Origin of the sequence: Idiomarina fontislapidosi, assembly GCF_003226255.1 — a bacterium.
Lineage (GTDB): Bacteria > Pseudomonadota > Gammaproteobacteria > Enterobacterales > Alteromonadaceae > Idiomarina > Idiomarina fontislapidosi.
In genome coordinates this window covers 27,226-50,979 of sequence record NZ_QJST01000016.1, presented here as the reverse complement: position 1 = coordinate 50,979, position 23,754 = coordinate 27,226, and the positions used below count along the sequence as shown (strand labels likewise).

The 23,754-nt window shown below is 48.5% G+C and carries 22 protein-coding genes; 11 read left to right on the top strand and 11 right to left on the bottom strand.

Annotated features, from left to right (window positions below; genetic code table 11):
• Positions 1-139 precede the first annotated feature (139 nt).
• Together yihA and DFP83_RS12600 are read left to right on the top strand one after the other, a co-directional pair.
• Positions 140-787, top strand: a complete 648-nt coding sequence (gene yihA / locus DFP83_RS12605) for a ribosome biogenesis GTP-binding protein YihA/YsxC (protein WP_110576289.1) — start codon at positions 140-142, stop codon at positions 785-787.
• Positions 777-1,700 (top strand): DMT family transporter, encoded by a 924-nt coding sequence (locus tag DFP83_RS12600; RefSeq protein ID WP_110576287.1) that lies wholly within the window; start codon positions 777-779, stop codon positions 1,698-1,700. The genes yihA and DFP83_RS12600 overlap by 11 nt, the downstream gene beginning before the upstream one ends.
• A gap of 124 nt (positions 1,701-1,824) precedes the next feature.
• On the opposite strand, the gene polA is transcribed toward DFP83_RS12600, so the two are convergent.
• Entirely contained in the window at positions 1,825-4,599 is a 2,775-nt protein-coding gene (gene polA / locus DFP83_RS12595; protein ID WP_110576285.1) for a DNA polymerase I, read from the bottom strand.
• Between the two features lie 411 nt (positions 4,600-5,010).
• On the opposite strand from polA, the gene DFP83_RS12590 reads away from it, so the two are divergent.
• Positions 5,011-6,633: a VRR-NUC domain-containing protein gene (locus tag DFP83_RS12590; protein WP_110576283.1), complete on the top strand. Its 1,623-nt coding sequence runs from the start codon at positions 5,011-5,013 to the stop codon at positions 6,631-6,633.
• On the opposite strand, the gene aroE is transcribed toward DFP83_RS12590, so the two are convergent.
• The 6 genes from aroE to dprA are packed head-to-tail and all read right to left on the bottom strand — an operon-like array spanning position 6,616 to position 11,021.
• Positions 6,616-7,437 (bottom strand): shikimate dehydrogenase, encoded by an 822-nt coding sequence (gene aroE, locus DFP83_RS12585; protein ID WP_110576281.1) that lies wholly within the window; start codon positions 7,435-7,437, stop codon positions 6,616-6,618. The two genes, DFP83_RS12590 and aroE, sit on opposite strands and share 18 nt — an antisense overlap.
• The gene (gene hemF / locus DFP83_RS12580; RefSeq protein ID WP_110576335.1) at positions 7,430-8,359 is read right to left on the bottom strand and encodes an oxygen-dependent coproporphyrinogen oxidase; all 930 of its coding nucleotides are present in this window, start codon (positions 8,357-8,359) and stop codon (positions 7,430-7,432) included. Before hemF ends, aroE begins: the two co-directional genes overlap by 8 nt.
• 13 nt (positions 8,360-8,372) lie before the next feature.
• Positions 8,373-8,927 (bottom strand): L-threonylcarbamoyladenylate synthase type 1 TsaC, encoded by a 555-nt coding sequence (gene tsaC / locus DFP83_RS12575; RefSeq protein WP_110576279.1) that lies wholly within the window; start codon positions 8,925-8,927, stop codon positions 8,373-8,375.
• Between the two features lie 34 nt (positions 8,928-8,961).
• Positions 8,962-9,480 carry a DNA topoisomerase family protein gene (locus DFP83_RS12570; protein WP_110576277.1) on the bottom strand — a complete coding sequence of 173 codons (519 nt, stop codon included), beginning with the start codon at positions 9,478-9,480 and terminating at the stop codon, positions 8,962-8,964.
• Between the two features lie 21 nt (positions 9,481-9,501).
• The gene (locus DFP83_RS12565) at positions 9,502-9,975 is read right to left on the bottom strand and encodes a DUF494 family protein (protein ID WP_006954110.1); all 474 of its coding nucleotides are present in this window, start codon (positions 9,973-9,975) and stop codon (positions 9,502-9,504) included.
• 2 nt (positions 9,976-9,977) lie between these two features.
• Entirely contained in the window at positions 9,978-11,021 is a 1,044-nt protein-coding gene (dprA, locus tag DFP83_RS12560) for a DNA-processing protein DprA (protein WP_181416420.1), read from the bottom strand.
• Positions 11,022-11,075: 54 nt separating this feature from the next.
• Here dprA and def point away from each other — a divergent pair, with 54 nt between their 5' ends.
• The 4 genes from def to trkA are packed head-to-tail and all read left to right on the top strand — an operon-like array spanning position 11,076 to position 15,252.
• Positions 11,076-11,597 (top strand): peptide deformylase, encoded by a 522-nt coding sequence (gene def, locus DFP83_RS12555; RefSeq protein WP_110576275.1) that lies wholly within the window; start codon positions 11,076-11,078, stop codon positions 11,595-11,597.
• Between the two features lie 4 nt (positions 11,598-11,601).
• Positions 11,602-12,576 carry a methionyl-tRNA formyltransferase gene (gene fmt, locus DFP83_RS12550; protein WP_110576273.1) on the top strand — a complete coding sequence of 325 codons (975 nt, stop codon included), beginning with the start codon at positions 11,602-11,604 and terminating at the stop codon, positions 12,574-12,576.
• Complete coding sequence (gene rsmB, locus DFP83_RS12545; RefSeq protein WP_110576271.1) at positions 12,566-13,879, top strand: 16S rRNA (cytosine(967)-C(5))-methyltransferase RsmB; 1,314 nt, start codon at positions 12,566-12,568, stop codon at positions 13,877-13,879. Before fmt ends, rsmB begins: the two co-directional genes overlap by 11 nt.
• Positions 13,876-15,252 (top strand): Trk system potassium transporter TrkA, encoded by a 1,377-nt coding sequence (gene trkA, locus DFP83_RS12540; RefSeq protein WP_110576269.1) that lies wholly within the window; start codon positions 13,876-13,878, stop codon positions 15,250-15,252. The genes rsmB and trkA overlap by 4 nt, the downstream gene beginning before the upstream one ends.
• On the opposite strand, the gene DFP83_RS12535 is transcribed toward trkA, so the two are convergent.
• Together DFP83_RS12535 and DFP83_RS12530 are read right to left on the bottom strand one after the other, a co-directional pair.
• Complete coding sequence (locus DFP83_RS12535) at positions 15,223-15,861, bottom strand: YigZ family protein (RefSeq protein ID WP_241971649.1); 639 nt, start codon at positions 15,859-15,861, stop codon at positions 15,223-15,225. The two genes, trkA and DFP83_RS12535, sit on opposite strands and share 30 nt — an antisense overlap.
• Positions 15,862-15,869: 8 nt before the next feature.
• Positions 15,870-17,831 (bottom strand): transglycosylase SLT domain-containing protein, encoded by a 1,962-nt coding sequence (locus DFP83_RS12530; RefSeq protein WP_110576266.1) that lies wholly within the window; start codon positions 17,829-17,831, stop codon positions 15,870-15,872.
• Positions 17,832-17,965: 134 nt separating this feature from the next.
• Here DFP83_RS12530 and fadB point away from each other — a divergent pair, with 134 nt between their 5' ends.
• The 3 genes from fadB (at position 17,966) to tusA (ending at position 21,625) form a co-directional block, all read left to right on the top strand.
• Positions 17,966-20,122: a fatty acid oxidation complex subunit alpha FadB gene (gene fadB, locus DFP83_RS12525; RefSeq protein ID WP_110576264.1), complete on the top strand. Its 2,157-nt coding sequence runs from the start codon at positions 17,966-17,968 to the stop codon at positions 20,120-20,122.
• 18 nt (positions 20,123-20,140) lie between these two features.
• Positions 20,141-21,304 (top strand): acetyl-CoA C-acyltransferase FadA, encoded by a 1,164-nt coding sequence (gene fadA, locus DFP83_RS12520; protein ID WP_110576262.1) that lies wholly within the window; start codon positions 20,141-20,143, stop codon positions 21,302-21,304.
• 81 nt (positions 21,305-21,385) lie between these two features.
• Positions 21,386-21,625 carry a sulfurtransferase TusA gene (gene tusA / locus DFP83_RS12515; protein WP_198679860.1) on the top strand — a complete coding sequence of 80 codons (240 nt, stop codon included), beginning with the start codon at positions 21,386-21,388 and terminating at the stop codon, positions 21,623-21,625.
• 22 nt (positions 21,626-21,647) lie between these two features.
• Here the strand turns inward: tusA and DFP83_RS12510 are convergent, their stop codons facing one another.
• Positions 21,648-22,127, bottom strand: a complete 480-nt coding sequence (locus DFP83_RS12510; RefSeq protein WP_110576260.1) for a GNAT family N-acetyltransferase — start codon at positions 22,125-22,127, stop codon at positions 21,648-21,650.
• Between the two features lies 1 nt (position 22,128).
• Positions 22,129-22,743 (bottom strand): DNA-3-methyladenine glycosylase I, encoded by a 615-nt coding sequence (locus tag DFP83_RS12505; RefSeq protein ID WP_110576258.1) that lies wholly within the window; start codon positions 22,741-22,743, stop codon positions 22,129-22,131.
• A 90-nt stretch (positions 22,744-22,833) separates the two neighbouring features.
• Between DFP83_RS12505 and glyQ the strand changes: the two genes are divergently transcribed.
• On the top strand, positions 22,834-23,754 hold the full coding sequence (gene glyQ, locus DFP83_RS12500; RefSeq protein ID WP_110576256.1) for a glycine--tRNA ligase subunit alpha: 921 nt from the start codon (positions 22,834-22,836) through the stop codon (positions 23,752-23,754).

The following is a 23,754-nucleotide window of genomic DNA, read 5'->3' as shown; positions in this document are numbered from 1 at the left end:
CGGTAGCTTATTTTACACAAAACAACGCACGATTAAACGTCTAATGCACATTGTTTATGCAATTCAGCGTTGGAGAAAGTGTACAGATGCTTCATAATACTGCGCAATAGTATACATTTTACAAGCAAGTGAGCCTGCCGTGTCAGAAAAGCGCATCAATTATCAAACAGCTACCTTTATTACCAGTGCCCCCAATATACGTAAGTTGCCGGAGGATAGTGGCATCGAGATCGCTTTCGCTGGCCGTTCAAACGCGGGCAAATCCAGTGCGTTAAATACGCTGACTCGGCAACGCAATCTTGCCAGAACGAGTAAAACCCCTGGCCGCACACAATTAATTAATGTGTTTGAAACCGCGACGGGTCAACGCCTAATCGATTTACCCGGTTATGGCTTTGCAAAAGTGCCCATGGAAGTGAAAGAACAATGGCAGCGCTCGCTTTCTGAATACCTCGAGAAGCGTAAGTCACTCAAAGGCCTCGTGGTACTCATGGACATTCGTCACCCCTTTAGAGAAACCGACCAAGAGCTTATTTATTGGGCGGTTGATTGCGACATTCCCGTTTTGGCGTTGCTCACGAAAGCGGATAAATTGAAACAAGGCGCTCGCAAGTCGACCTTGCTTAAAGCGCGTCAAGCTGCGATCGCCTTTAATGGTGATGTGCAGGTTGAAGTCTTCTCGTCACTTAAGAAGTTTGGCATTGACCAGCTCGAACAAAAACTGGATCAATGGTTTTTGGGTGAAACACCGACCACCGATGACTTTGTAGAAAGCGATGACACATAACGCCTCGGACACACCGCCGCTAAAAGCATGGTTATTACTTGGCTTGCTCGCGCTTATCTGGGGGAGCTCTTTTTTATTAATTAAAAAAGGGTTGATAGCCTTTACGGCTATGGAAGTTGGCGCTTTGCGTATCGCCTCCGCGGGCATAGTATTAACGCCCTTGATACTGCCCAAGCTGCGCCAAATCTCGCGCAAGCATTGGCTTAAGCTCGCTTGTGTAGGACTAGTCGGGAGTTTTATCCCAGCCTTTATGTTTGCGATTGCGCAAACCCAGTTACAAAGCGGTGTGACGGGTGTTTTGAACGCATTAACACCTATTTCGACATTGGTGATAGGTGTACTGCTTTTTAGCCAGTCAGCCCGTTGGGCACAATGGGTGGGCATTTTTATTGGCCTGATTGGCACCGTACTCCTGATAACAGCGACCGCAAACGGTTCATTCCAATTCAACAGTTATGCCCTACTCGTCATGCTCGCGACGTTGTGCTACGGCATTAACCTTAACCTGATAAAGCACAAAATCTCCGACTTAAAGCCCCTCACCATCACCGGTGTTTCGCTATTAATGGCGAGCATACCAGCGGCCATATTCCTGTTTTTGGGTACCGACTTTTTAGTCCATGCCCAACAGCCGGACGCACCACTGTCGTTAGCCGCTGTACTCATCTTAGGTATCGTTGGAACAGCGGGTGCATTGGTGATTTTTAATTATGTTGTTCAACTCACAAACACTGTGTTTACCAGCTCCGTCACCTACCTTATCCCTATCGTTGCTATGTTACTGGGGGTTTTGGATGGCGAGCCGTTCTTCTTACAGCACGGTCTTGGTATGTTGGCGATCCTGATAGGTGTTTGGTTTGCTAACCGACGCGGTCGCAGTGGACTTGCGGGAATCCCTCAAAGACAGAAATAAAAAAGCCCGACCAAAAGGCCGGGCTAAAAACAATCCAGGGAGAACAAATTTTTGAAGGCTTACCTCTCGCCTTCACTTATTCAGAGTCTCCCTAATTAATAAAGTTCAAAATTTCTTAAAAAAATTAATGCGCTTCATCCCAATTGGCGCCAAAGCCATATTCAGCAAGCAATGGCACATCCAATTCAGCCGCCTCTCCCATCACATCAGCAAGCGCTTTTGCATAATTTTCTGCATGTTCTGTACGAATTTCAAAGACCAATTCATCGTGAACCTGCATCAGCATCCGCACATCGGATTGACATCCTTTCTCGTCAATCCAGTCGCCGACCTTTATCATCGCGCGCTTAATGATATCCGCCGCAGTTCCCTGCATCGGAGCATTAATCGCGGCACGTTCAGCGGCCTTCCGACGAGCACCATTCGACGCCTTAATTTCAGGCAACGGCAAGCGGCGACCAAAGAGCGTTGACACATAGCCTTGTTGTTTTGCCGTTTCGCGCGTATTTTCCATGTACTCCAGCACCCCTGGGAAGCGCTCGAAGTATTTATCCATATAGGTTTGCGCTTCGTATCGCGGGATATCTAATTGGCGCGATAACCCAAATGCAGACATGCCATAAATCAAACCAAAGTTTACCGCCTTCGCTCGACGACGCTGTTCGTCGGTGACTTCCTCTAAGCTGCACCCAAATACTTCACTCGCCGTTGCACGGTGGATATCTTTACCTTGGGCAAATGCCCGCAACAAAGAGGCATCCTGAGACAGGTGCGCCATGATTCTTAACTCAATTTGACTGTAATCGATCGCAACGACAGTAAACCCTTCCTCAGCAATAAAGGCTTGGCGGACACGGCGACCTTCCGGCGTGCGGATAGGAATATTCTGCAAATTAGGTTCAGTCGAAGAAAGCCTTCCGGTTGCCGCAACCGCCTGTTGATACGAGGTGTGTACACGCCCAGTATCCGCGTTAATCATGCGTGGCAGTTTATCGGTATAGGTCGACTTTAACTTGGCTAAACTGCGGTGCTGGAGAATCACGTCGGGCAACGGGTAGTCGTGTGCCAACTCTTGCAATACTTCCTCAGCCGTAGAAGGTGCGCCTTTGGGTGTCTTTTTGACGACCGGTAGCTCCAGCTTCTCAAATAAGATCTGTTGAAGTTGTTTTGGTGATCCTAAATTGAACTCTTCACCTGCAATTTCAAATGCTTTTTGCTCAAGTTCTTCGAGTTTCTTAGCAATTTCTTCGCTTTGCTTGCCGAGCATCTCGGCATCGACTTTTACGCCGTATTCTTCCATGTCAGTCAAAATACTCACGAGCGGGACTTCAATATCCGTTAACACAGAAGCAAGTTGCTCTCCCGTTTGATGCACTTTATCCCACAGAATATGGTGCAAACGCAGGGTAATATCGGCATCTTCGGCAGCGTAAGGCGCCGCTTGTGCCAATTCTATTTGATTAAAAGTCAGCTGTTTTGCCCCTTTACCAGCGATTTCCTCAAACTTAATCGGCTTGTGATTCAAGTATTGCAGGCTCAGAGTATCCATATCATGACGTGAGCCTACGCTGTTAAAGACATACGATGCCAGCATCGTGTCATTCTTAATACCGCGCAGCTTTATATCATAACGTCTTAAAATATGGGCATCGTACTTAAGGTTCTGACCAACCTTAGGAATAGCGGGATCTTCGAGTAACGGCTTTAAAGTCTGCAGCAACCAGTCACGGTCAACTTGCTTTTCGACGCCCACGTAGTCGTGCGCGACGGGGATATACACCGCTTCACCCTCAGTCATCGCAAAGGAAACCCCCACCAATTGGGCCTCCATGTAATTAAGACTGGTCGTCTCAGTGTCAAAGGCAATAACGTCGGCTTTCTTTAATTGGGCGACATACTCTTTGACTTCATCTTCGGTAAATAGCGTCTTATATGCGTCACGATTTACGCTGAACTGCTCACTTTGCTCCTCGGCAGGCGTGGCTTCACCCAGCGCTTGATCCGTTGCAGCACCCGTTTCGAGAAGTTCGTTTAACCAACGACGAAACTCCATTTTGCCATAAAGCGTTTGGAGCTGATCAGTATCCGCCGGTTCGATCGTTAACGCCTCGGGTGGACATTCGAGTTCGACATCGCATTTAATCGTCGCCAACTCGCGTGACATCAATAACTGCTCTTTATATTCTTCCAGTTTCTTCGGCATTGATTTAGCGCCGCGGAATCCTAATTCGGTCACCGCATTAATATCGTCGTAGATCTTATCGATACTCGGGATGCCTTGAAGCATCGCCTGCGCCGTTTTCTCACCCACTTTCGGTAAGCCAGGAATATTATCCGAGCTATCCCCCATCAGTGCTAAGTAGTCAATAATTTGATTTGGCTTAACACCAAACTTCTCAACCACCCCGGCCTCGTCGAGTAGTGTGTCTGTCATGGTATTTATCAGCATGACATGATCATTGACGAGCTGCGCCATGTCCTTGTCGCCGGTACTGATCAAGGTGAATCGCCCTTGGTCACCCGCTTGTTTAGCAAGGGTGCCGATCACATCATCCGCTTCAACGCCTTCAATGCATAACAACGGCAATCCCATCGCTTTCACGATGGCATGCAGCGGCTCAATCTGTGAGCGCAAGTCATCTGGCATCGGTGGTCGATTCGCCTTGTAATCCTGATAGATATCACTGCGGAATGTCTTTCCTTTTGCATCAAATACCACCGCCATATGTGACGGCTTGTAACGCTTCAACAGGCTTCTCAGCATATTAACGACACCATAGACCGCACCTGTAGGTTCTCCCGCAGAGTTAGTCAAATGCGGTGGAGCATGAAAAGCCCGAAATAAGTACGAGGAGCCATCAACTAAAATGAAAGGATTTTCAGGTACTGTCTGCGCCATGAATGCGGTCTCGCTGGTCAAAAAACTAATGTGCTAAGGATGCCATAGGCGCCGAAACAAGGCTAGTCGATAGATGTGGATACGCTGTGGATAATTCTGTTGACAATAGTTAACCCCACGAACAGAACCAAAAGGTTATCGTGTGTTAGATAGGCTTTAAAAGCTTGATTTTAAAAGGGATTTTCAAACGGCGGGCTACCCTAAGTGCCCTACTTCTTGTTATTTGTTTCGCTGTGGAAACTTATTTTTGCTACCCGACTTTTCGAAACGAGAGCGCGTATCGAATCGAGCAGACTAAGTAGACTACCACAAAATAAGACAAGGTCTAGTCAGACTGTCGGTTTTTTTATACTCTTTTCTTCCAAAATGAGCGTACCTTTATAATAGGTTATTTTTTGTATCGAGAATTCAATGCGTTGGGAACCCGCTGATGTCGATCAGCCCGATTACTATTGGCAGAACTTCAATACTATCTTGCGTTGGGTGCGACATCACCACGACGCGCTGTTAGATCACGAGACACGACTGACGCTCACACACTACGAGGCGCTCAATACCGACGCACAAAAGCTGTGGATTAGGTTATCGAGCCGACGCGGACAACAATTTCGCGGCGATAGCCTCAACTATCCTGAAATTAACCTCACGCGAGCAATCACCGCGCTTGAGCATGTGGGCTGGCTTAGCGTCCACCACAGGATTGATAGCCCCGAGGGACTTGAGTTGTTAAAGCGCGCCGAGCTACTGCAGTTGGCGCGAGAGAATGGCTGCACACTGGCTGCATCGACCAAGAAGGCGGATATTCTCGCCGCACTACTAGCCTGCCCAGCACCATGGTCTGCAGCAATTCAATGTCACTGGTACGCATTGACGCAACAAGCCAACTTTGATCGCTTATCGCTGTTGTTCTTTGGCAATGCTCACCAGGATCTAACCGAATTTATTAAAACCGCCCTTGGCCATGTTCATTATGAAACGTACAGGATTCGGCCAAAAAGCTTATTTAGTAGCTCCGAAGACGTTGCCGACTACCATGCTATGAGTGCGTTTCGCCAGCGCTACTCGGATACAGAAGGCTTAACTGAGCGCATGCGCGTTATCCGCGACTGGTGTGAGCGCTCATCAGACTACCAAGGATGGAAGAAGTTTCGCGGAACCTTTAGCCGGCTTTGTAATAAGCTCGCTCGAGATTGTGAGCGCGCCGATGCACTCGACGATGCATTGTTGATTTATCAGCAGTCGTTCCGCCCTCCCGCCCGCGAGCGAATGGCAAGGATTTATAGAAAGCAGGCTAACAATGAGCAGGCTCATTCGACCTTAATCAGGATGCTCGAAGACCCTTGGAACGATCCAGAACACGCCATTGCCGAGCAGTTACTGTCACGCTGGTTTGCCGAACCTTCGACGACATCTGTCGAGCCTGAAACTCACCATTTAAGCTTTGCATCGAGGGGAACCTCCATTGAAGCAGAAACGTTAACTTACTTTGAGCAGCAAGGCTGGCAAGGCGGACATCATGAGAACACGATTCCACAAACACTGTTTGGTATTATTTTTTGGGATATCGTATTCGAAGATATTGAAGGCGCTTTTGTTCACCCTTTTCAGCGAGGACCAAGAGATCTCAATAGCCACGAGTTTTATCATCGCCGCGAAGCATTAATTCAACAACGGCTCGATGAAATACAGCACGCTCCTGATACAGTAATACAACGTATTGAACACGTTATTGCAGAGAAGTCAGGGCGGGCGAATCCATTTATTTACTGGCCTGGCGTTGATAAGAATGAACTCATCGATTGGTGGCTACGGCTTAAAGGTCGGCAATGGGCGACTATTTTTGAACGCATCGCTCGCGACGTACACAACAACCGAGCAGGCTTTCCCGATTTATGGCTTTATCGCGATCAACAGGTCATGCTCGTGGAAGTGAAAGGACCGGGTGATACATTACGCCCTAATCAAATCCGTTGGCTTCGGGCGCTTAACGAGATCGATGTGAATGCTAGCCTGGCGTTAGTCAAGCTCGGCTAGCTCATTACGTAACTGATGATAGATGGCTTCGGTTTCAGGTTTGTCACACGAAAACCAAAGGCTAAAGCTGACAGCCGCTTGTTCCACCAGCATTCTCAAGCCATCAAAACAAACACCACCACCTGATGCTTTAAACTGACTTTGAAAAGCTGTCGCATCACGACTGTAAACCATGTCATAGCCAACCGTATCGGCATCAAGCAGATGCTCAGGAAGAGCTAACGACTCGCCGAACAAACTGGCACTGGTTGCATTAATGATGAGGTCTGGTTTACGGGCACTAGACCAGTGTCGTAACACCTGCGCTGAATCAAATAGCGAGGCAAGTTGCTCTGCGCGGCTCGGTGTGCGATTCCAGACCCAAATCACGTCTGGCTTCTCGGCATTGAGCGCTGGCATCACACCACGACTCGCGCCGCCTGCCCCTAGCAAAAGAATGCGGCGCCCCGCCAAACTGACACCCTTTGACTTGAGCGCCGCTACTAAGCCGTCACCGTCTGTATTAGCGCCGATCAAGCCACCATGGGGGGCACTAATTAAGGTGTTCACGGCACCGCTGTGTGCCGCGGAACCTAAGTGTTGAGTAACGATGCGATAAGCCGCCTGCTTAAAAGGAACGGTGACATTCGCGCCCACTAAGCCTTGCGAAAACTGACCGGCGACAGCACTCGAAAAGCCATAAGGGCTGACAAGTAGGCGTTGGTAATCCACATGACGACCCGTTTGCTCGGCAAACAGGCTGTGTATTCTTGGCGACAAACTGTGTTTGATTGGATTGCCGAAAACGCCTAACTTATCACTCATTAATATACTCCATCGCCGCCCAATCGCGCGGTAATAAATAGTACTCCGTTAACGCCGCCTCAGCAGAATCTGGCTGCGGTTGCCAATCATATTCCCAGCGCACTAACGGGGGCATCGACATTAAAATTGATTCAGTACGACCCCCGGTTTGCAGCCCGAACAACGTACCCCTATCCCAAACAAGATTGAATTCAACATAACGACCACGTCGATATAATTGAAATTGTCGTTGGTGCTCTGAATATTCGGTGTCTTTGCGACGTTCTACGATAGGTACGTAAGCTTCACAGAAGGCATCGCCTACCGCTTTAATGACGTCAAATGCATCATCAAACGAACGATCATTTAAGTCGTCAAAGAAAATACCACCAATGCCACGCGCTTCATTTCGATGTTTCAAATAAAAGTAATCGTCACACCATACTTTATATTTGCCGTAGAGGTCGGGGTCGACCGCATCAAGCGATGCCTTGGCCTTTTTATGCCATTCAATACAATCATTGGTGTATGGATAATAAGGCGTTAAGTCAAAGCCTCCGCCAAACCACCACACTGGATCCTCACCCTCTTTTTCGGCAATGAAAAACCGAACGTTGAGATGCACTGTCGGCACATGCGGATTCTTTGGATGAATGACCAATGAGACACCGCAGGCGTTAAAGTCACGCCCCTCGAGCTCGGGTCTGTGCGCTGTTGCGCTTTTTGGGAGTTGCTCACCATAGACGTGTGAGAAGCCGACACCCGCTTGTTCAAAGGTCACTCCTTCCTTCATCACACGTGAGCGACCACCACCGCCTTGCTCGCGCTGCCACTCATCCTGTTGGAAACGACCTCCGCCATCAGCAGTCTCGAGTTGCTCGCAAATACGGTCTTGTAGATTGAGCAAATAACTCAACACCGGCTTCAACATTGTCTGTTCCATCATCACTTACGCCTTACCGCAATACGGTGTTACTGAATGGATCAATAATTTTAGACGGTTGCTCGGCTCCACCGGTGACTTCATCCCATACCCAGTCAACCTTATCGCCGAAGTAACTGCTCACTTCTTGAGCGGTTCTTGCAGGTTCTTCACCGCTTGGGTTTGCGCTGGTAGACACGAGCGCCGTACCGAGTTTACGACACAGCTCACGTACGGGTTCATATGCCGTCACACGCACCGCGATAGTATCACGCCCTCCCGTCAATAACGGTGATACGGTATCTCGAGCGGGTAAAATCAAGGTGACAGGGCCAGGCCAATGAGATAACACACTGAACCGTTTATCTTGACCTATGGCGGAGTCTTTAACATACGGGGTCAGTTGACTGTAATCCGCCGCTATAAGGATCAAGCCTTTATCATCAGGGCGTTCTTTCAGCGTCAAAATTTTTCGTATGGCTTCTTCATTGCGTGGGTCACACCCCAGGCCAAAAACCGCCTCCGTTGGATAGGCAATAACGCCATTCAATAACGCCGAACGTGCTGATTCAATATCGAGTGCCGACACGGGAGTTCCTCTTTAAAACTAGAATTTGGAATTATTATAACGGCTTGGAGCGATAGTCGCAGTGCTTTTGCGGACAAACAAGCCGCTCTGAACCTTGGCTGCGTTTTCTCATCAATAGGGAAAAGCCGCATTCTGGACAATCTTGCTTGACGGGCGGCAACGGTAAAGAAAAGTCACACTTAGGAAATTGGTCGCAGGAGAAAAATTGCTTACCAGAACGCCCCGTTTTAGCGACCACACGACCCTCTCGGCCCGCTTTTTCGCATTCAGGACAAGGTACCGAATCTTGCTCACGTTGCGTGGGATCTTCGGCAATAAAATCACAATGTGGGTAATCACTACATCCGACAAATAAGCCAAAACGCCCACTTTTGAGTTGCAGTTCATTGCCGCACTGTGGACAAGGCACACCCAGGTTCTCCGGCTCAATCTCCGATTGTTCGCGAAGTCCCTGGCTGTACTCACACGAGGGATAGCCACTGCATCCCAGAAAGCTTTGCTGACCTTTATGCTTTACAACCAGTTCTCGACCACACTTAGGACACGCCTGCATGACTCTACATCCTTAATTAGATTAGTGCAGCGGTCCCTCGGGTTCCTCAAACAGCAAACCTTCCATTTTATCGTAGGCCGCTTCACGCCCAGGTAGGTTAAATAATACCATAAGCACGACCCACTTGAGATCGTCGAGACTAAATCGACTGGTTTCAAGCTCCATCACCCTATCAACAACCATTTCACGAGTACTAAAATCAAGCACTCCTAAATTTTCGAGATAGGTCAAAAACCCACGACACTGAGTATCTAAACGGCTGCACTCAATCTCCGTGTAAACCCGCATTGAAGCAACAGGCGTTACATTGAGATACGTCTTAGCCTCAGTCTCTTGTAGATCCGCTAAGCGCTCTAGCCAAGCCAACGCTTTTTGGATTTCTTGCCGATGGAATCCGGCCCGGGCGAGTTCGTCCGTCAACTCATCGTGGTCAACCACGACTTCTGAGTCGGAATGTATATAGTTCTCAAACAAGTACATGAGGATATCAAACATGGTTAGCGCCTCCCCACTTTTATGTAACCACCCGGAATTGCTGTAATCAGTCCTTCAAGCTCAAGTAATAATAATTGTTCGCTTACCTCAGCAACCGATAACCCCGTTCGCTCTACAAGTTCATCCAAACTCACAGGGTCATTACTCACATTAGCGAACAATGGATTGTTTGCCAAGTGTTTAGGCGTTGTACATGCCGACTGTTGATCCGATTCATCTGCGGATAAATCAAACCATGCCAAAATGTCATTTGTACAGGTGATTAAATCAGCACCCTCTTTCAATAACCAATGACACCCTTCCTGCGATTTGGCGAAAATACTGTTTGGCACTGCGCCCACCTCTCGTCCCTCACGCAACGCTGACAGGGCGGTAGAAATCGAGCCACTGCGTCGCGCTGCCTCAACTACGACAACACCCTTTGTCATGCCACTTATAATACGGTTACGGCGTGGAAAATGATCCATGCGTGCAGGCGTTCCCGGTGAAAACTCGCTAATAATAAGACCTTGGTGACTCATCAGTTCGTATAAATCTCGGTTGCGGCGCGGATAGACTTGGTCGATACCGGTACCTAAAACCGCAACCGTAGCACCATAATCGACTGCCGCCCGATGCGCCGCCGCATCGATGCCCATGGCTAGCCCACTCACAACCACCACGCCGGATCGAGCGCATTGACGCGCTAACTGTTCGGTTACTTGCAGACCATAATGACTCGCCTTGCGACTTCCTACCAGCGCAACGCTTGCTTGCGATAACAACTCAACTCGGCCTTTAAAAAACAATACCATGGGCGGCCGCTCAATCGAGCGCAACAACGCTGGATACGCTTCGTCAAACCAACCGATGACCCCACAATTATCGTTCTCTAGCCAGTGCAATGCTTGCAAAACATAGGTTCGCTGAACCGGCTTAATCGATTGCAGGTATCGGTCCTGAATCATTTCTAACCGATCAAACGCTCTGCATTGCTTCTGCACGGCGATTGGCGCTTTGTTCAGACTCATTAATAATGCAAGTTCATGGTACTGCACGGCTGTCATTCCTCCCCCAATTTAAGTTAAAATAAAAGTAGTTAAAGCGAAGGAGATTTTGGAATGACTAAGTTAACGGTACTTAAGTACCCCGACGAGCGTTTGCGAACGGTTGCGCAACCAATAGAAAAGGTTGACGATGCGCTGCGCGCCACAATTGACGATATGTTCGAGACTATGTACGAGTCTCAAGGTGTGGGCCTAGCGGCGACACAAGTGGACGTTCACCAACGTTTATTCGTTGCTGACTGTAGTGAAAATCAGAACGAGCCGTTAGTGTTTATCAATCCTGAGATTACACGCGCTGAGGGTCATTTCACCAACGAAGAAGGGTGTCTGTCTTTCCCAAACGTATTTGCTAAAGTCGAACGCGCAGAAAGCATCACAGTACAAGCACTCGATAAAAACGGCGAACGCTTCTCTATGGATGCTGAGGGATTACTTGCCATTTGTGTCCAGCATGAGATTGACCATTTAGATGGTAAGTTATTTGTTGATTATTTATCGCCACTTAAACGAGAGCGTATTCGTAAAAAGCTCGAGAAAGAGCAACGTTTGCAAGAAAAACTGAGCGCTGGAGCCTAATCGATTGAGCACACAAAGACCATTACGTATTGTTTTTGCGGGTACGCCTGAGTTCGCAGCCGACCATTTGGCGGCATTACTGAATAGCGAACACCATGTGGTTGGCGTTTACACGCAACCCGATCGCAAAGCCGGCCGCGGTAAAAAGTTACAACCGAGCGCGGTTAAGCAACTCGCTTTAGAGCACGACATTGCGGTGGAACAACCCGAAAAATTAAACTCGGAGGCCGCTCAGCAAACACTTGCGGACTATCGTGCTGATGTGATGGTCGTTGTGGCTTACGGGCTTCTTCTGCCCGAGGCTATTCTTGCTACACCTAAGTACGGTTGTATCAACGTACATGGTTCGCTACTCCCGCGGTGGCGCGGCGCAGCACCCATCCAACGTGCCATATGGGCGGGCGATGAGGCCTCTGGTGTTGCTGTCATGCAAATGGAAAAGGGCTTAGACACGGGACCTGTCCTACACGTAGAGCAATGTGCCATTGATGCACGAGAAACATCTGCTTCGCTATACAAAAAACTCGCTCAACTAGGACCGCGTGCATTAATAACCACTTTAAACGATCTTGAGCATTATCGAGCAAACGCGAACGTTCAAGCACACGATGATGCGACCTATGCTAAAAAGCTCAGTAAAGAAGAAGGTAAGATTGATTGGTCGGATGCCTCTCAACTAGAACGTAACGTACGTGCATTTAATCCATGGCCATTCGCTTGGTTCGAATTACCAGGCGGCAAGGTGGGCCAGCGCACCGTTAAGGTACACCAAGCCAGCGTGAGCAGCCAAGTTCATCACTCAACGCCAGGTACTATTATTGAGTGCTCACCCGCAGGCATTACGGTGGCATGCTCACACGGCGCGTTAACCCTCCATTCTTTGCAGTTACCCGGTAAAAAACCTTTACCTGTAAATGACTTGCTCAACGGCTATGCCACCACCTTTGCAATTGGGGTCAACTTAAACGATGTCGACTAAAACATCGACGGGAGCGCATAGCCGTGCTGCCGCCGCACAAGCAATACATGCCGTATTAGAGCAAGGCCAATCGTTGACCCAAGCGCTGAGTGAGTACGGTGACCACTTATCAGCAGAAGACAAACGGCTCGCGCAAGCGATTAGTTACGGTGTCATGCGTTACCTTCCGGTGCTTACAGCAAAGGTAAGTGGCAAATTAGATAAGCCCTTGAAAGGTAAGAACCAAATCATCCAATCGCTTTTGTTAGTAGGCACTTACCAACTGTTTAAATTACGCACTAAGGACCACGCCGCGGTCAGTGCAACAGTTGAGGCAAGTAAGCTACTCAAGCGTAAGGCACTCAGTGGGTTAGTGAATGGTGTATTACGTCAGGTGCTGCGCGAGGCGCCAGCGCGTAACGATGCAGGCGAACGCGAACTCGAAAGCACACAGGGGGTAAATCACCCGCGGTGGCTTAAAGATAAGATCACTGCTGCTTATGGTGAACAAGCAGAGTCGGTATTTGCCGCAAATGACTCACAGCCTCCTCTGTGGTTACGCGTCAATCAAAGACACACGAACGTTGCGAGCTACATTGACCTATTAAAACAACATGAGATTGAAGCGGTTGCCGATGAGCAAGCTAAAGATGCTATTCGGTTGACTAAACCCGTGCCCGTTAACAAATTACCCCATTTCGAGGCTGGCTGGGTCTCGGTTCAGGATCGTTCGGCACAGCTGGCAGCAGATATGGTCGCCGCTCAACCTGAACACCGCGTGCTCGATTGTTGTGCCGCGCCGGGTGGAAAGACCGTTCATTTACTCGAACGCACCGAGTTCCAGACACCGCTGATAGCCATTGATGTTGATGAACAACGGCTCGAGCGTGTTAGCGAGAACCTGTATAGAGCCAACCTGTCATGTGATGTTATCTGCGCCGATGTTTTAGACATTGATAGCTGGTGGGATAAACAGCCTTTTGACCGTATATTGCTTGACGCCCCCTGCTCTGCTACAGGCGTTATTCGCCGTCACCCCGATATAAAATGGCTACGCCGTTCATCAGATATAGAACAACTTGTTGAGTTGCAGCAAAGCATGCTCGAGCGCCTTTGGCCAATATTAAAGCCTGGTGGTCAATTAGTGTATGCTACATGTTCGATTCTACCCGAGGAAAACAGCGAACAAATATCACGCTTCCTCGGTCAGCATTCGGATGCTAATCTGGTAAGCATTGATGCGAACCGTCCCATGCTGCAATTGCTTCCTGGAGAGCACCACGGCGACGGATTCTTTTACGCGAAGATAGAAAAGCTGACATGAAAATAATTATATTGGGTGTAGGACAAGTGGGCGGCACGCTCGCCGAAAACCTGGTTGGTGAACGCAATGATATCACCTTGGTTGATACCAACGCTGAACTCCTCGAGTCATTTCAAGACAAGTATGATTTGCGCATTGTCGTCGGTCATGGCTCGCATCCCGATACCTTGCGCCGGGCGGGCGCAGAAGATGCAGATCTGTTGATAGCGGTCACCAGTAGCGATGAAACTAATATGATCGCCTGCCAAGTCGCCTATTCTATCTTTAATACGCCAACCAAAATTGCGCGTATTCGCTCAGAAGAATACATTCGCTATCGCGATCAGCTATTCCATAAAAACGATGCGCCCGTTGACTATATTATCTCGCCTGAGCAGTTAGTGACCAATTACATTCGTAAGCTAATTGACTACCCTGGTGCATTGCAAGTTATGGAGTTTGCGTCGGGTAAAGCCAGCCTCGTTGCCGTTAAAGCCTACTACGGCGGTAAACTGGTCGGTCACGCAATCTCGACACTCAAAGAACACATGCCTAATATCGATACGCGCGTTGCTGCGATTTATCGACAAGGAAAGCCGATTCGCCCAACCGGTACGACCGTTATTGAGGCCGATGACGAAGTGTTCTTTATTGCTGATACACGTCATGTCAGTCGAGTCATGGAAGAGTTGCAGAAGCTCGAGAATCGTTACCGACGCATCATGATTGTCGGAGGCGGTAACATTGGCGCAGGGCTTGCTAAGCAGTTAGAAGCCGATCACCGAGTTAAACTGATTGAACGCTCCGAGGCTCGTGCCGAGTCGCTTTCACAGCAACTTGAACATACCTTGGTTTTTAAAGGCGATGCATCTGATCAAAAGTTATTGGAAGAAGAACACGTTGAAGACACCGACGTATTTATTGCAGTAACCAACGATGACGAGGCAAACATCATGTCCGCCATGTTGGCAAAGCGCATGGGTGCGCGTAAAACGATGGTATTGATACAGCGCAGTGCGTATGTTGACCTCGTACAAGGGGGTGAGATCGACATCGCCATATCACCTCAGCGCGCCACGATTTCAGCGCTACTCACGCATGTCCGCCGCGGTGATATCGTCAACGTGTACTCACTACGCAAAGGCGCGGCAGAAGCAATTGAGGCGATTGCACACGGTGACGAGTCAACGTCCAAGGTGGTTGGTAAAGCCATCAAAGAAATCAAACTACCGCCGGGCACCACGATTGGCGCTGTAGTACGTGGCAGTGAAGTGCTGATGGCCCACAGCGAAACCATCATTCAATCAGATGATCATGTGATGCTGTTCTTGCTTGATAAAAAGTATATCGACCAGGTAGAGAGATTATTCCAACCCAGCGCGATGTTCTTCTAACAACTTGACCCGACCCTGTGTTTGAGCCTGAAACTGCTTATCAAGTTGAGCACGGTATTCAGGCTCAATGGCAATCATTTGGTGTACATTTTCAGTAAATGTCTGCTCAACCACTTTGTATTCAAAACCACTTAAGATGCCCTCGACTGCACCTTGGTCAGCATAATCATAAACAAGACTGAAGTACTCGCGATACTTACGCTCAGCGGTTTGGATAAACGGTAGAGCTTCGGCAACGGCTTGACTGTAGGCACGCTGTAGGCCGCCTGTACCGAGTTTTATACCACCAAAATAACGCACGACAACGGCTGAAACTTCACCTAACGGGTGATGAGTTAATACATTCAGCATCGGACGCCCCGCTGTTCCGCCGGGTTCGCCGTCGTCACTACTGGCATAACAGGTGTCATCAAAGGGGCTGCCAATAATCGATGCGGTGCAGTAATGATTGGCTTTGGTCCAGCGTTGTTTTACCTCGGCCACATGGCGGGCAATATCAGCGGCATCAGTAGCAGGCGCTAGCGAAGCAATAAAACGACTGTTTTTAATTTCAATTTCGTGCTCGACCGCATGGGTTAAGCGTAAATAGTTAGCTTTTTTCACGTACATCTAAACCGTTAGTTATCATCAACTTTCATGGTAGCAAAGGCATCAAACAGATTAACCTCTTTACCATTTAAAAGCTCATAAATCTGCTGATAGCTCAACACCGCTTTGACGTAATCGCGCGTCTCATAATAAGGGATCATCTCGACCCACTCATCAAGCGCGGTGGGTTCCGACGGCAGCCAATCTCTTACTTTATAGTAACCTGCATTATAAGCCGCCGTAGCTAACACATGGTTGCCATTAAAACGCTCTCGTAAACTGCTTAAATAGTAGGTGCCCAATGCAACGTTGACTTCAGGCGTATTCAGTCGCTTAAAGCTGTCATCATTACGGAGCAGCTTCGCGGTACCGGGCAAAATCTGCATTAGACCTCGAGCTCCAGCTCCCGAATACGCGTCGGCTCTGAAGCTACTCTCTCGACGAGTAATCGCCATTGCCCACGCAGGATCAATGCCGTATTTTTCGGAAGATAGGTTAATTATTTCGCTATAGGCCATTGGAAAGCGTATTTCAACGGCGTCGAAATGACCGATCTGCGCCAACGTCCAAATCGCTTGATCATGCCAATCCCAATCGCTGGCAATAACAGCCGCTGTTTTAAAGGCCTCGCCGTCGATGTCACTTAATAAGTGATTCCACTCGCGACGCGCATCAACATCCCGACCTAATTGCAGAAATTCGTAGGCGCGCTTTACGTCATCTCGCTGCAATAGTGCTGTAATTTGTGACTCTGTTGCCTTGACCGGATCTTTTTCCAGGCTGACAGGTGCACCAACGCGAGCTGCGGCTAAAAAGCCATAGTAATGGCGTTCTTTAGCCAGATCGGCATAAATTCTATTGGCATTGAGCTGATCGCCGGTCTCTTCCATCGCGCGCGCAAGCCAATACTGCCATTGATTGCCCCCAGCGATGGCAGGAGGTAACGTCTGAATGGTCATTTTCAATGCGGCATAGTCGTGATCACGGAGATAGGCTGCCAAGCGCCATTGCAGCACCCGCTCATCAAGCTCTGACGGGGGTACTTTTTGGTGCCAAACGCGCGCCTCTGGATGCTCTTTCAAGCTTAACGCCACCGCAAACTCCTCTGCGATGGTATGCCGCTGCGCCGCAGTAAACGGTAGCCGAGAGACCAGCTTCTCATAAGACTTCAACGCCAGCTCTTCGGCGCGCCAAATTAACTTTGTTAACGCAAACGTGGCGATTTGCGCTTCCTTAGCGGGATCAACGCCACGAAAACGCGATAACTGCCCGATCGCTGCAGGTGAATAGCGGACTTTGTGGTAAAGCTCACCCAAATATTGCTCGCGTTTTGGTAGTAAGCGAGTGAGATAAGGAATCAGCGTTGGATTACCCTCTTCGGCCGCCAATACCAACCTTTGCCACACCTTGTCTTTTGTACGTGCGTCTAAATCAGCCCACTCGTTAAGAATACCGTCGCATGCCGAGGGTACCGAGAATCCATGGCGCCAGATAGCATCGACTTTACGAATGAAAGGACCGTCTTCGAGACCTCCCGCGCGTTCAGCAGTAATTAAATAGCATTGGTGCGTGAGCGTGCCGGGATGACGAAAGTCGCGAATGAATCGTTGGTACTCGCCCTGCTGGGCCAGATAATCTAACCACGGTTGACGCAACTGCCAGTCTAATGGCGTACCTTGGTACCGTTCGAGAAAGCTGACTACGCGATCTTCATTAGCGAGATAACCTACCTGTTGTAAGCGTTCCATTTCAAGGTAAGGCGTCAACGGGTAATTCTCGAGTTGCTTTAATAACTGGTTATACTCTGCTATACGCCCTCTGCGTGCGGCGTATTCTGCTTTTTTAAATAACTCACGTTGTTCGCTCACATTCGCGGATTGCTGAGGCGCATTAACAGCCGACTGCCCACTCACCTGCGCAGCGACAGGGTGCACTGTACTGAAGAGGCATGCCAATAAGCTGTAACGAATGATAGACGTCAGTTTTTTCATTGATTCAAACGCATGTTTAAATAACCGTTGAAAATTTAGCGCTTTCGCGCCACACTCTTCTTACTTTAACTTAACTACTTTCCAAATAAAGCATTGGAAACGTAAAAATTTAATGATGTCTTGGGAGACCCAACATGATTTATCAAGGCGAAAGCATCCGGGTTGATTTTATAGAGCCGGGTTTTGCAGAGCTTCAGTTTGATGCTAAAGGCTCGGTTAATAAGTTTGACCAAAAAACCTTACAAGAGTTTAGTGATGCGCTCACTAAACTTGCCGAAACCGACGATTTACGCGGTGTGATTGTCACCAGTTCAAAGCCGACCTTTATCGTTGGTGCCGACATCACTGAATTCCTAAACATGTTTGCAGACCCAGAAAATACTCGTGAATGGGTCGCAAAAGCATCACGCGTGTTTGACCAGCTCGAAGATTTACCTGTACCGACCGTAGGCGCTGTTAAAGGCTTTGCCCTAGGTGGCGGCTGTGAAGCACTATTGGCATGTGATTATCGTGTCGCCGACAGCACCGCAACGATTGGTTTGCCTGAGGTGAAACTCGGCCTGATTCCAGGTTTTGGTGGCACCATGCGCTTACCTCGCGTAATCGGTCCTGACAATGCGCTTGAATGGATTACCACAGGTAAAAACAATTCTGCATTAGATGCATTAAAAGTGGGTGCAGTCGATGCGGTTGTTGAGCCCGATAACCTTACCGAAGCGGCATTAAACTTAGCTAAAGCAGCCGCGGCTGGCGAGCAAGACTGGAAAGCTAAGCGCCAACCTAAACTTGAGCCTCTTAAAGCGAACGACACCGAATTAACGATGACGTTGGTGACAGCTAAAGGCATGGTTGCGGCGAAAGCAGGCAAGCATTACCCAGCACCTCATAAAGCGATTGAGGCGATTGAAAACGGCGCTCGTGAAGCTCGCGAAGGCGCATTAAATGCTGAAAACCAAGCATTCTTTGATTTGACTCAAACCGATGCATGCCATGCGCAAGTTGGTATTTTCCTTGCTGATCAAGCTGTTAAAGGTAAGTCGAAGAAATACGCTAAGTCGGCGACCAAAGAAATCAATACAGCAGCCGTGCTCGGTGCAGGCATCATGGGCGGCGGCATTGCCTATCAGTCTGCGCTAAAAGGCGTGCCTGCTGTAATGAAAGACATCAAGCAAGACGCGCTTGATTTGGGTATGAAAGAAGCCGGCAAAATCCTGAAAAAGGGTGTTGAGCGTGGCAAAGTATCGAATGAGAAAATGATTAAGGTACTTTCTTCCATTACGCCGACATTGCTCAATGACGCCGTTAAAGACGTTGATATTGTCGTTGAAGCGGTTGTTGAAAATCCAAAAGTTAAAGGCTCAGTACTCGCAGAAATCGAAGGTGTTATCAGCGAAGATGCCATTTTGACTTCGAATACATCGACCATTTCGATTAATGAGTTGGCGAAGAACCTTAAGCGCCCTGAGAAATTCTGTGGCATGCACTTCTTCAACCCTGTGCACAAAATGCCATTAGTTGAAATCATCCGTGGCGAAAAAACCTCCGATGAAACGGTTGCCGCAGTCGTTGCTTATGCATTGAAACTGGGCAAAACGCCTATCGTAGTTAACGACTGCCCTGGTTTCTACGTAAACCGTGTGCTCTTCCCTTACCTTGCTGGTTTCGCGGGCATGGTTGATGAAGGTATCGACTTTGTTGGTATCGATAAGGTGATGGAGAAAATGTTCGGCTGGCCAATGGGTCCTGCGTACTTGAGCGATGTCGTCGGTATTGATACGGCTGACCATTGTACTGTAGTCATGGCGGATGGTTTCCCATCGCGCATGGCTCGCAATGAAAGCAGCGCTATCGCGCAGTTAGCAAAAGCAGAACGTTACGGTCAGAAAAATGGTAAGGGCTTCTATGTATACGGCACCGATAAGAAAGGCAAGCCGACTAAAGAGGCTGATCCAGAGACATATAAGCTGATTGGCGCAGAACCTGGTAAACAAGCAGATAAAGATGAAGTCATTGCACGCTGCATGATCCCAATGGTCAACGAAGTGGTTCGTTGTCTTGAGGAAGGCATCATTGGTTCGGCTGCAGAAGCAGACATCGCATTGCTTTATGGTCTTGGCTTCCCTCCTTTCCGAGGCGGACCTTTCCGTTACTTAGAAACCGTGGGTATCGAAAATTTTGTAAAACTCGCTGATAAATACGCACACTTAGGTGAAATTTACCAAGTGACTGACGGTATGCGCGAAATGGCAAAAGCGGGTAAATCTTACTTCGACACAACTAGCGCGAAGTAAGGCGAGGAGGATTTTATAATGAAAGACGTAGTTATCGTAGACTGTATTCGTACCCCAATGGGACGTTCTAAGAATGGTGTTTTTCGCCATACGCGTGCAGAAGATCTGTCGGCCGCGCTAATGAAAGGCCTACTTGAGCGTAACCCGGAGGTGGATGTTAATGAACTCGAAGACATTTACTGGGGATGTGTTCAGCAAACCCTCGAGCAAGGCTTTAACATTGCCCGAAACTCAGCGCTTATCGCTGGTATCCCGCACTCAGTTGCTGGCGTTACCGTAAACCGCTTGTGTGGTTCATCCATGCAGGCTTTACATGATGCGACACGCGCAATCATGAATGGCGACGGCGATATCTTTATGGCGGGCGGTGTTGAACACATGGGCCACGTTCCTATGACCCACGGTATCGACTTTCACCCGGGTATGAATAAATCTGTGGCGCGAGCTGCAGGTAGCATGGGTATGACAGCGGAGCTGCTGTCACGCAAGTTTGGTATCAGCCGCGAGCAACAAGATGCCTTTGGTGCACGCTCACACCAGCGTGCTCATCAAGCCACCGTTGAGGGTCGCTTTGCCAAAGAGATTTATGCCATTAATGGTCATAACGAAAAAGGCGAACTGGTTCGTGTCACGAGTGATGAAGTCATTCGTCCTGAGACTACCGCAGAGTCACTCGCACAGTTACGCCCCGTATTCGACCCAGCGAACGGCACCGTTACCGCAGGCACCTCATCGGCATTATCTGATGGTGCAGCAGCAATGCTTGTCATGTCAGCCGAAAAGGCAAAAGCATTGGGCTTAACGCCTCGCGTGAAAATCCGCTCGATGGCCGTAGCAGGTTGTGATCCAAGTATTATGGGCTATGGTCCCGTGCCTGCGACCGAGAAAGCACTCAAACGTGCCGGTGTGAGCATGGACGATATTGATGTGGTTGAACTCAACGAAGCATTCGCGGCACAGTCGTTACCTGTGCTTAAAGGGCTTAAGTTATTTGATCAAATGGAAGATAAAGTTAACTTGAATGGCGGTGCTATCGCGCTAGGTCATCCATTAGGGTGCTCAGGTGCTCGTATTTCAACGACATTGATTAACTTAATGGAAGAGAAAGATGCGAAGCTAGGCTTAGCGACCATGTGTATTGGTCTAGGTCAGGGTATCGCGACCGTGTTTGAGCGCGTGTAAACGCCTCTACACGCATTTAAGCCTATGATGCCTGTGGTATCATAGGCTTTTTTTATGGTTGCTTTAAATGAGCATGAGATGATGGAAAACAGAGCCGATAAAGAACTCGATACTCTTGGTCTTCGATGTCCCGAACCCGTGATGTTGGTGCGGGCGACAATGCGTAAGTTAACTGTCGGGCAAGTGGTAAAAGTCATCGCAGATGACCCTGCCACCAAACGTGACATTCCGCAGTTTTGCGAGTTTATGGATCATAAGCTGGTGCAGCAGGATGTCGTTGAGGCACCCTATACTTACTGGATTGAGAAGTCGCACGACTAAACGTGCGACGTTATCGTAGGGATTAGGTAAGGTAACACTCCCAGAACTCTGCTTGACCTACATCACCGAGTTCATAGGGTTTAAAACCAAAGCTCTCATAGGCTTTCTTCGCGCGATCATTGTTAGTCAGCACTTCAAGCGTTAATTTTACGCAACCACGAAACTGCGCCAACGTTTTAACTTCTTCAAGTAGCTTTTGCGCAACACCCTGACCGCGATACTCTTCAACCACAGCGATGTCATGAATATTCATCAATGGCTTCGCAGCAAAGGTCGAGAAACCCTCTACACAGTTCACCACGCCAACGGGCTGATCACCATCAAACGCGAGTAAAGAAAATACATTATCCCGTTTGGCCATCTCTTTAATGAGGTTATCCTTTACCTCTTCAGCGATTCCTTCTCCGCCCCCCATTGGGTCTTTCGCGTACATGTCGAGCATATTAACAACCGCTTGAGCATGTGCTGGGTTGGCGTAGTCAGCCAAGGTAATTTCTATCATATCACTTCCAGTTAGTGCTAAGTCTAAAGGTTTCCATCGCTGCCTTGCATGGTTGATAACGATGACAGTCGACGAGATGATCATTAACCATACCAACAGCTTGCATAAAAGCATAACAAATTGTCGGACCAACAAACTTAAAGCCTTCTTTTTTTAAAGCTTTTGCCATTTGTCGCGACGCTTCAGTTTCTGTTGGCACGTAAGATAGTGCGTTATGCGCATTAATTTTGGGCTTAAACTCAACGAATTTCCATAAGAATTCGTTAAATGGTTGTCCCTCGTCACGCAATTTAAGGTATGCATGTGCATTAGTAAATATGGCGTCGATTTTTGCTCGACTACGAATAATGGCAGGGTTGCTATACAGTGCCTCACGCTCTGAGCTCGGCATCGCAATAAGCGCGTCCGGGTCAAAGTTATGGAATAACTCGTGGTACGCATCCCACTTACGCAAAATAGTCAGCCAACTCAGTCCTGCTTGCTGACCATCAAGACACAGTTTGGCAAATAAATCCTGTGAGTCATTTACTGGCACACCCCATAAGGTATCGTGATAGCGTTGGTATTCTCCATCGCCCTCACACCAACCGCAACGAATGAGTTGTTGATTTGTCATTTTATCCCCTATAACCGAGGCTTATCAGAGGGTATAATCTAGGCATATAAGTTTATCTTTGGTCAACCAAAAAATAGGTTGCGGACATTTATGGCAAAATACGACGTTAACACTTTTCAGGGGCTGATTCTCGCCCTACAAGATTATTGGGCTCAGCAAGGTTGTGCGGTAGTCCAACCTTTAGATATGGAAGTGGGTGCGGGCACCTTTCATCCAATGACATTCTTACGCTCACTTGGCCCTGAGCCGGCAAGCTTTGCCTACGTGCAACCTTGCCGTCGCCCTACCGACGGCCGCTATGGTGAGAACCCCAACAGACTTCAACATTACTATCAGTTCCAAGTCATTATGAAGCCGTCGCCTAAGGATATCCAAGAGTTGTATTTAGGCTCGCTGAAGCTGCTTGGATTTGATCCACTCACCCATGACATCCGCTTTGTTGAGGATAACTGGGAAAGCCCAACCCTAGGCGCATGGGGTTTGGGTTGGGAAGTATGGTTAAACGGCATGGAAGTTACTCAGTTCACCTACTTCCAGCAAGTGGGCGGCCTTGAGTGTAAGCCGGTCGCTGGAGAGATCACTTATGGACTCGAGCGACTTGCGATGTACATTCAAGGTGTCGATAGCATTTATGACTTAGTGTGGGCTGACGGTCCGCGTGGCAAAATTTACTATCGCGATGTGTTTCATCAGAACGAAGTCGAGCAATCGACATATAACTTTGAAATCGCCGATACCGATACCCTTTTCCGCCGCTTCGACGAGTGCGAGCAAGAGTGTAACGTATTGATTGAACGAGGTTTATCATTGCCAGCTTATGAACAAGTGATGAAGGCATCGCATGCATTTAACCTACTTGATGCACGTCACGCCATTTCCGTGACAGAGCGTCAGCGTTATATCTTACGCGTGAGAACGATGGCCAAAGCATGTGCCGAAGTTTATTACCAAGCACGCGAAGCACTTGGCTTTCCCTTATGTCAAAACTCGTCGGAATCGGAAGGAGCTTAA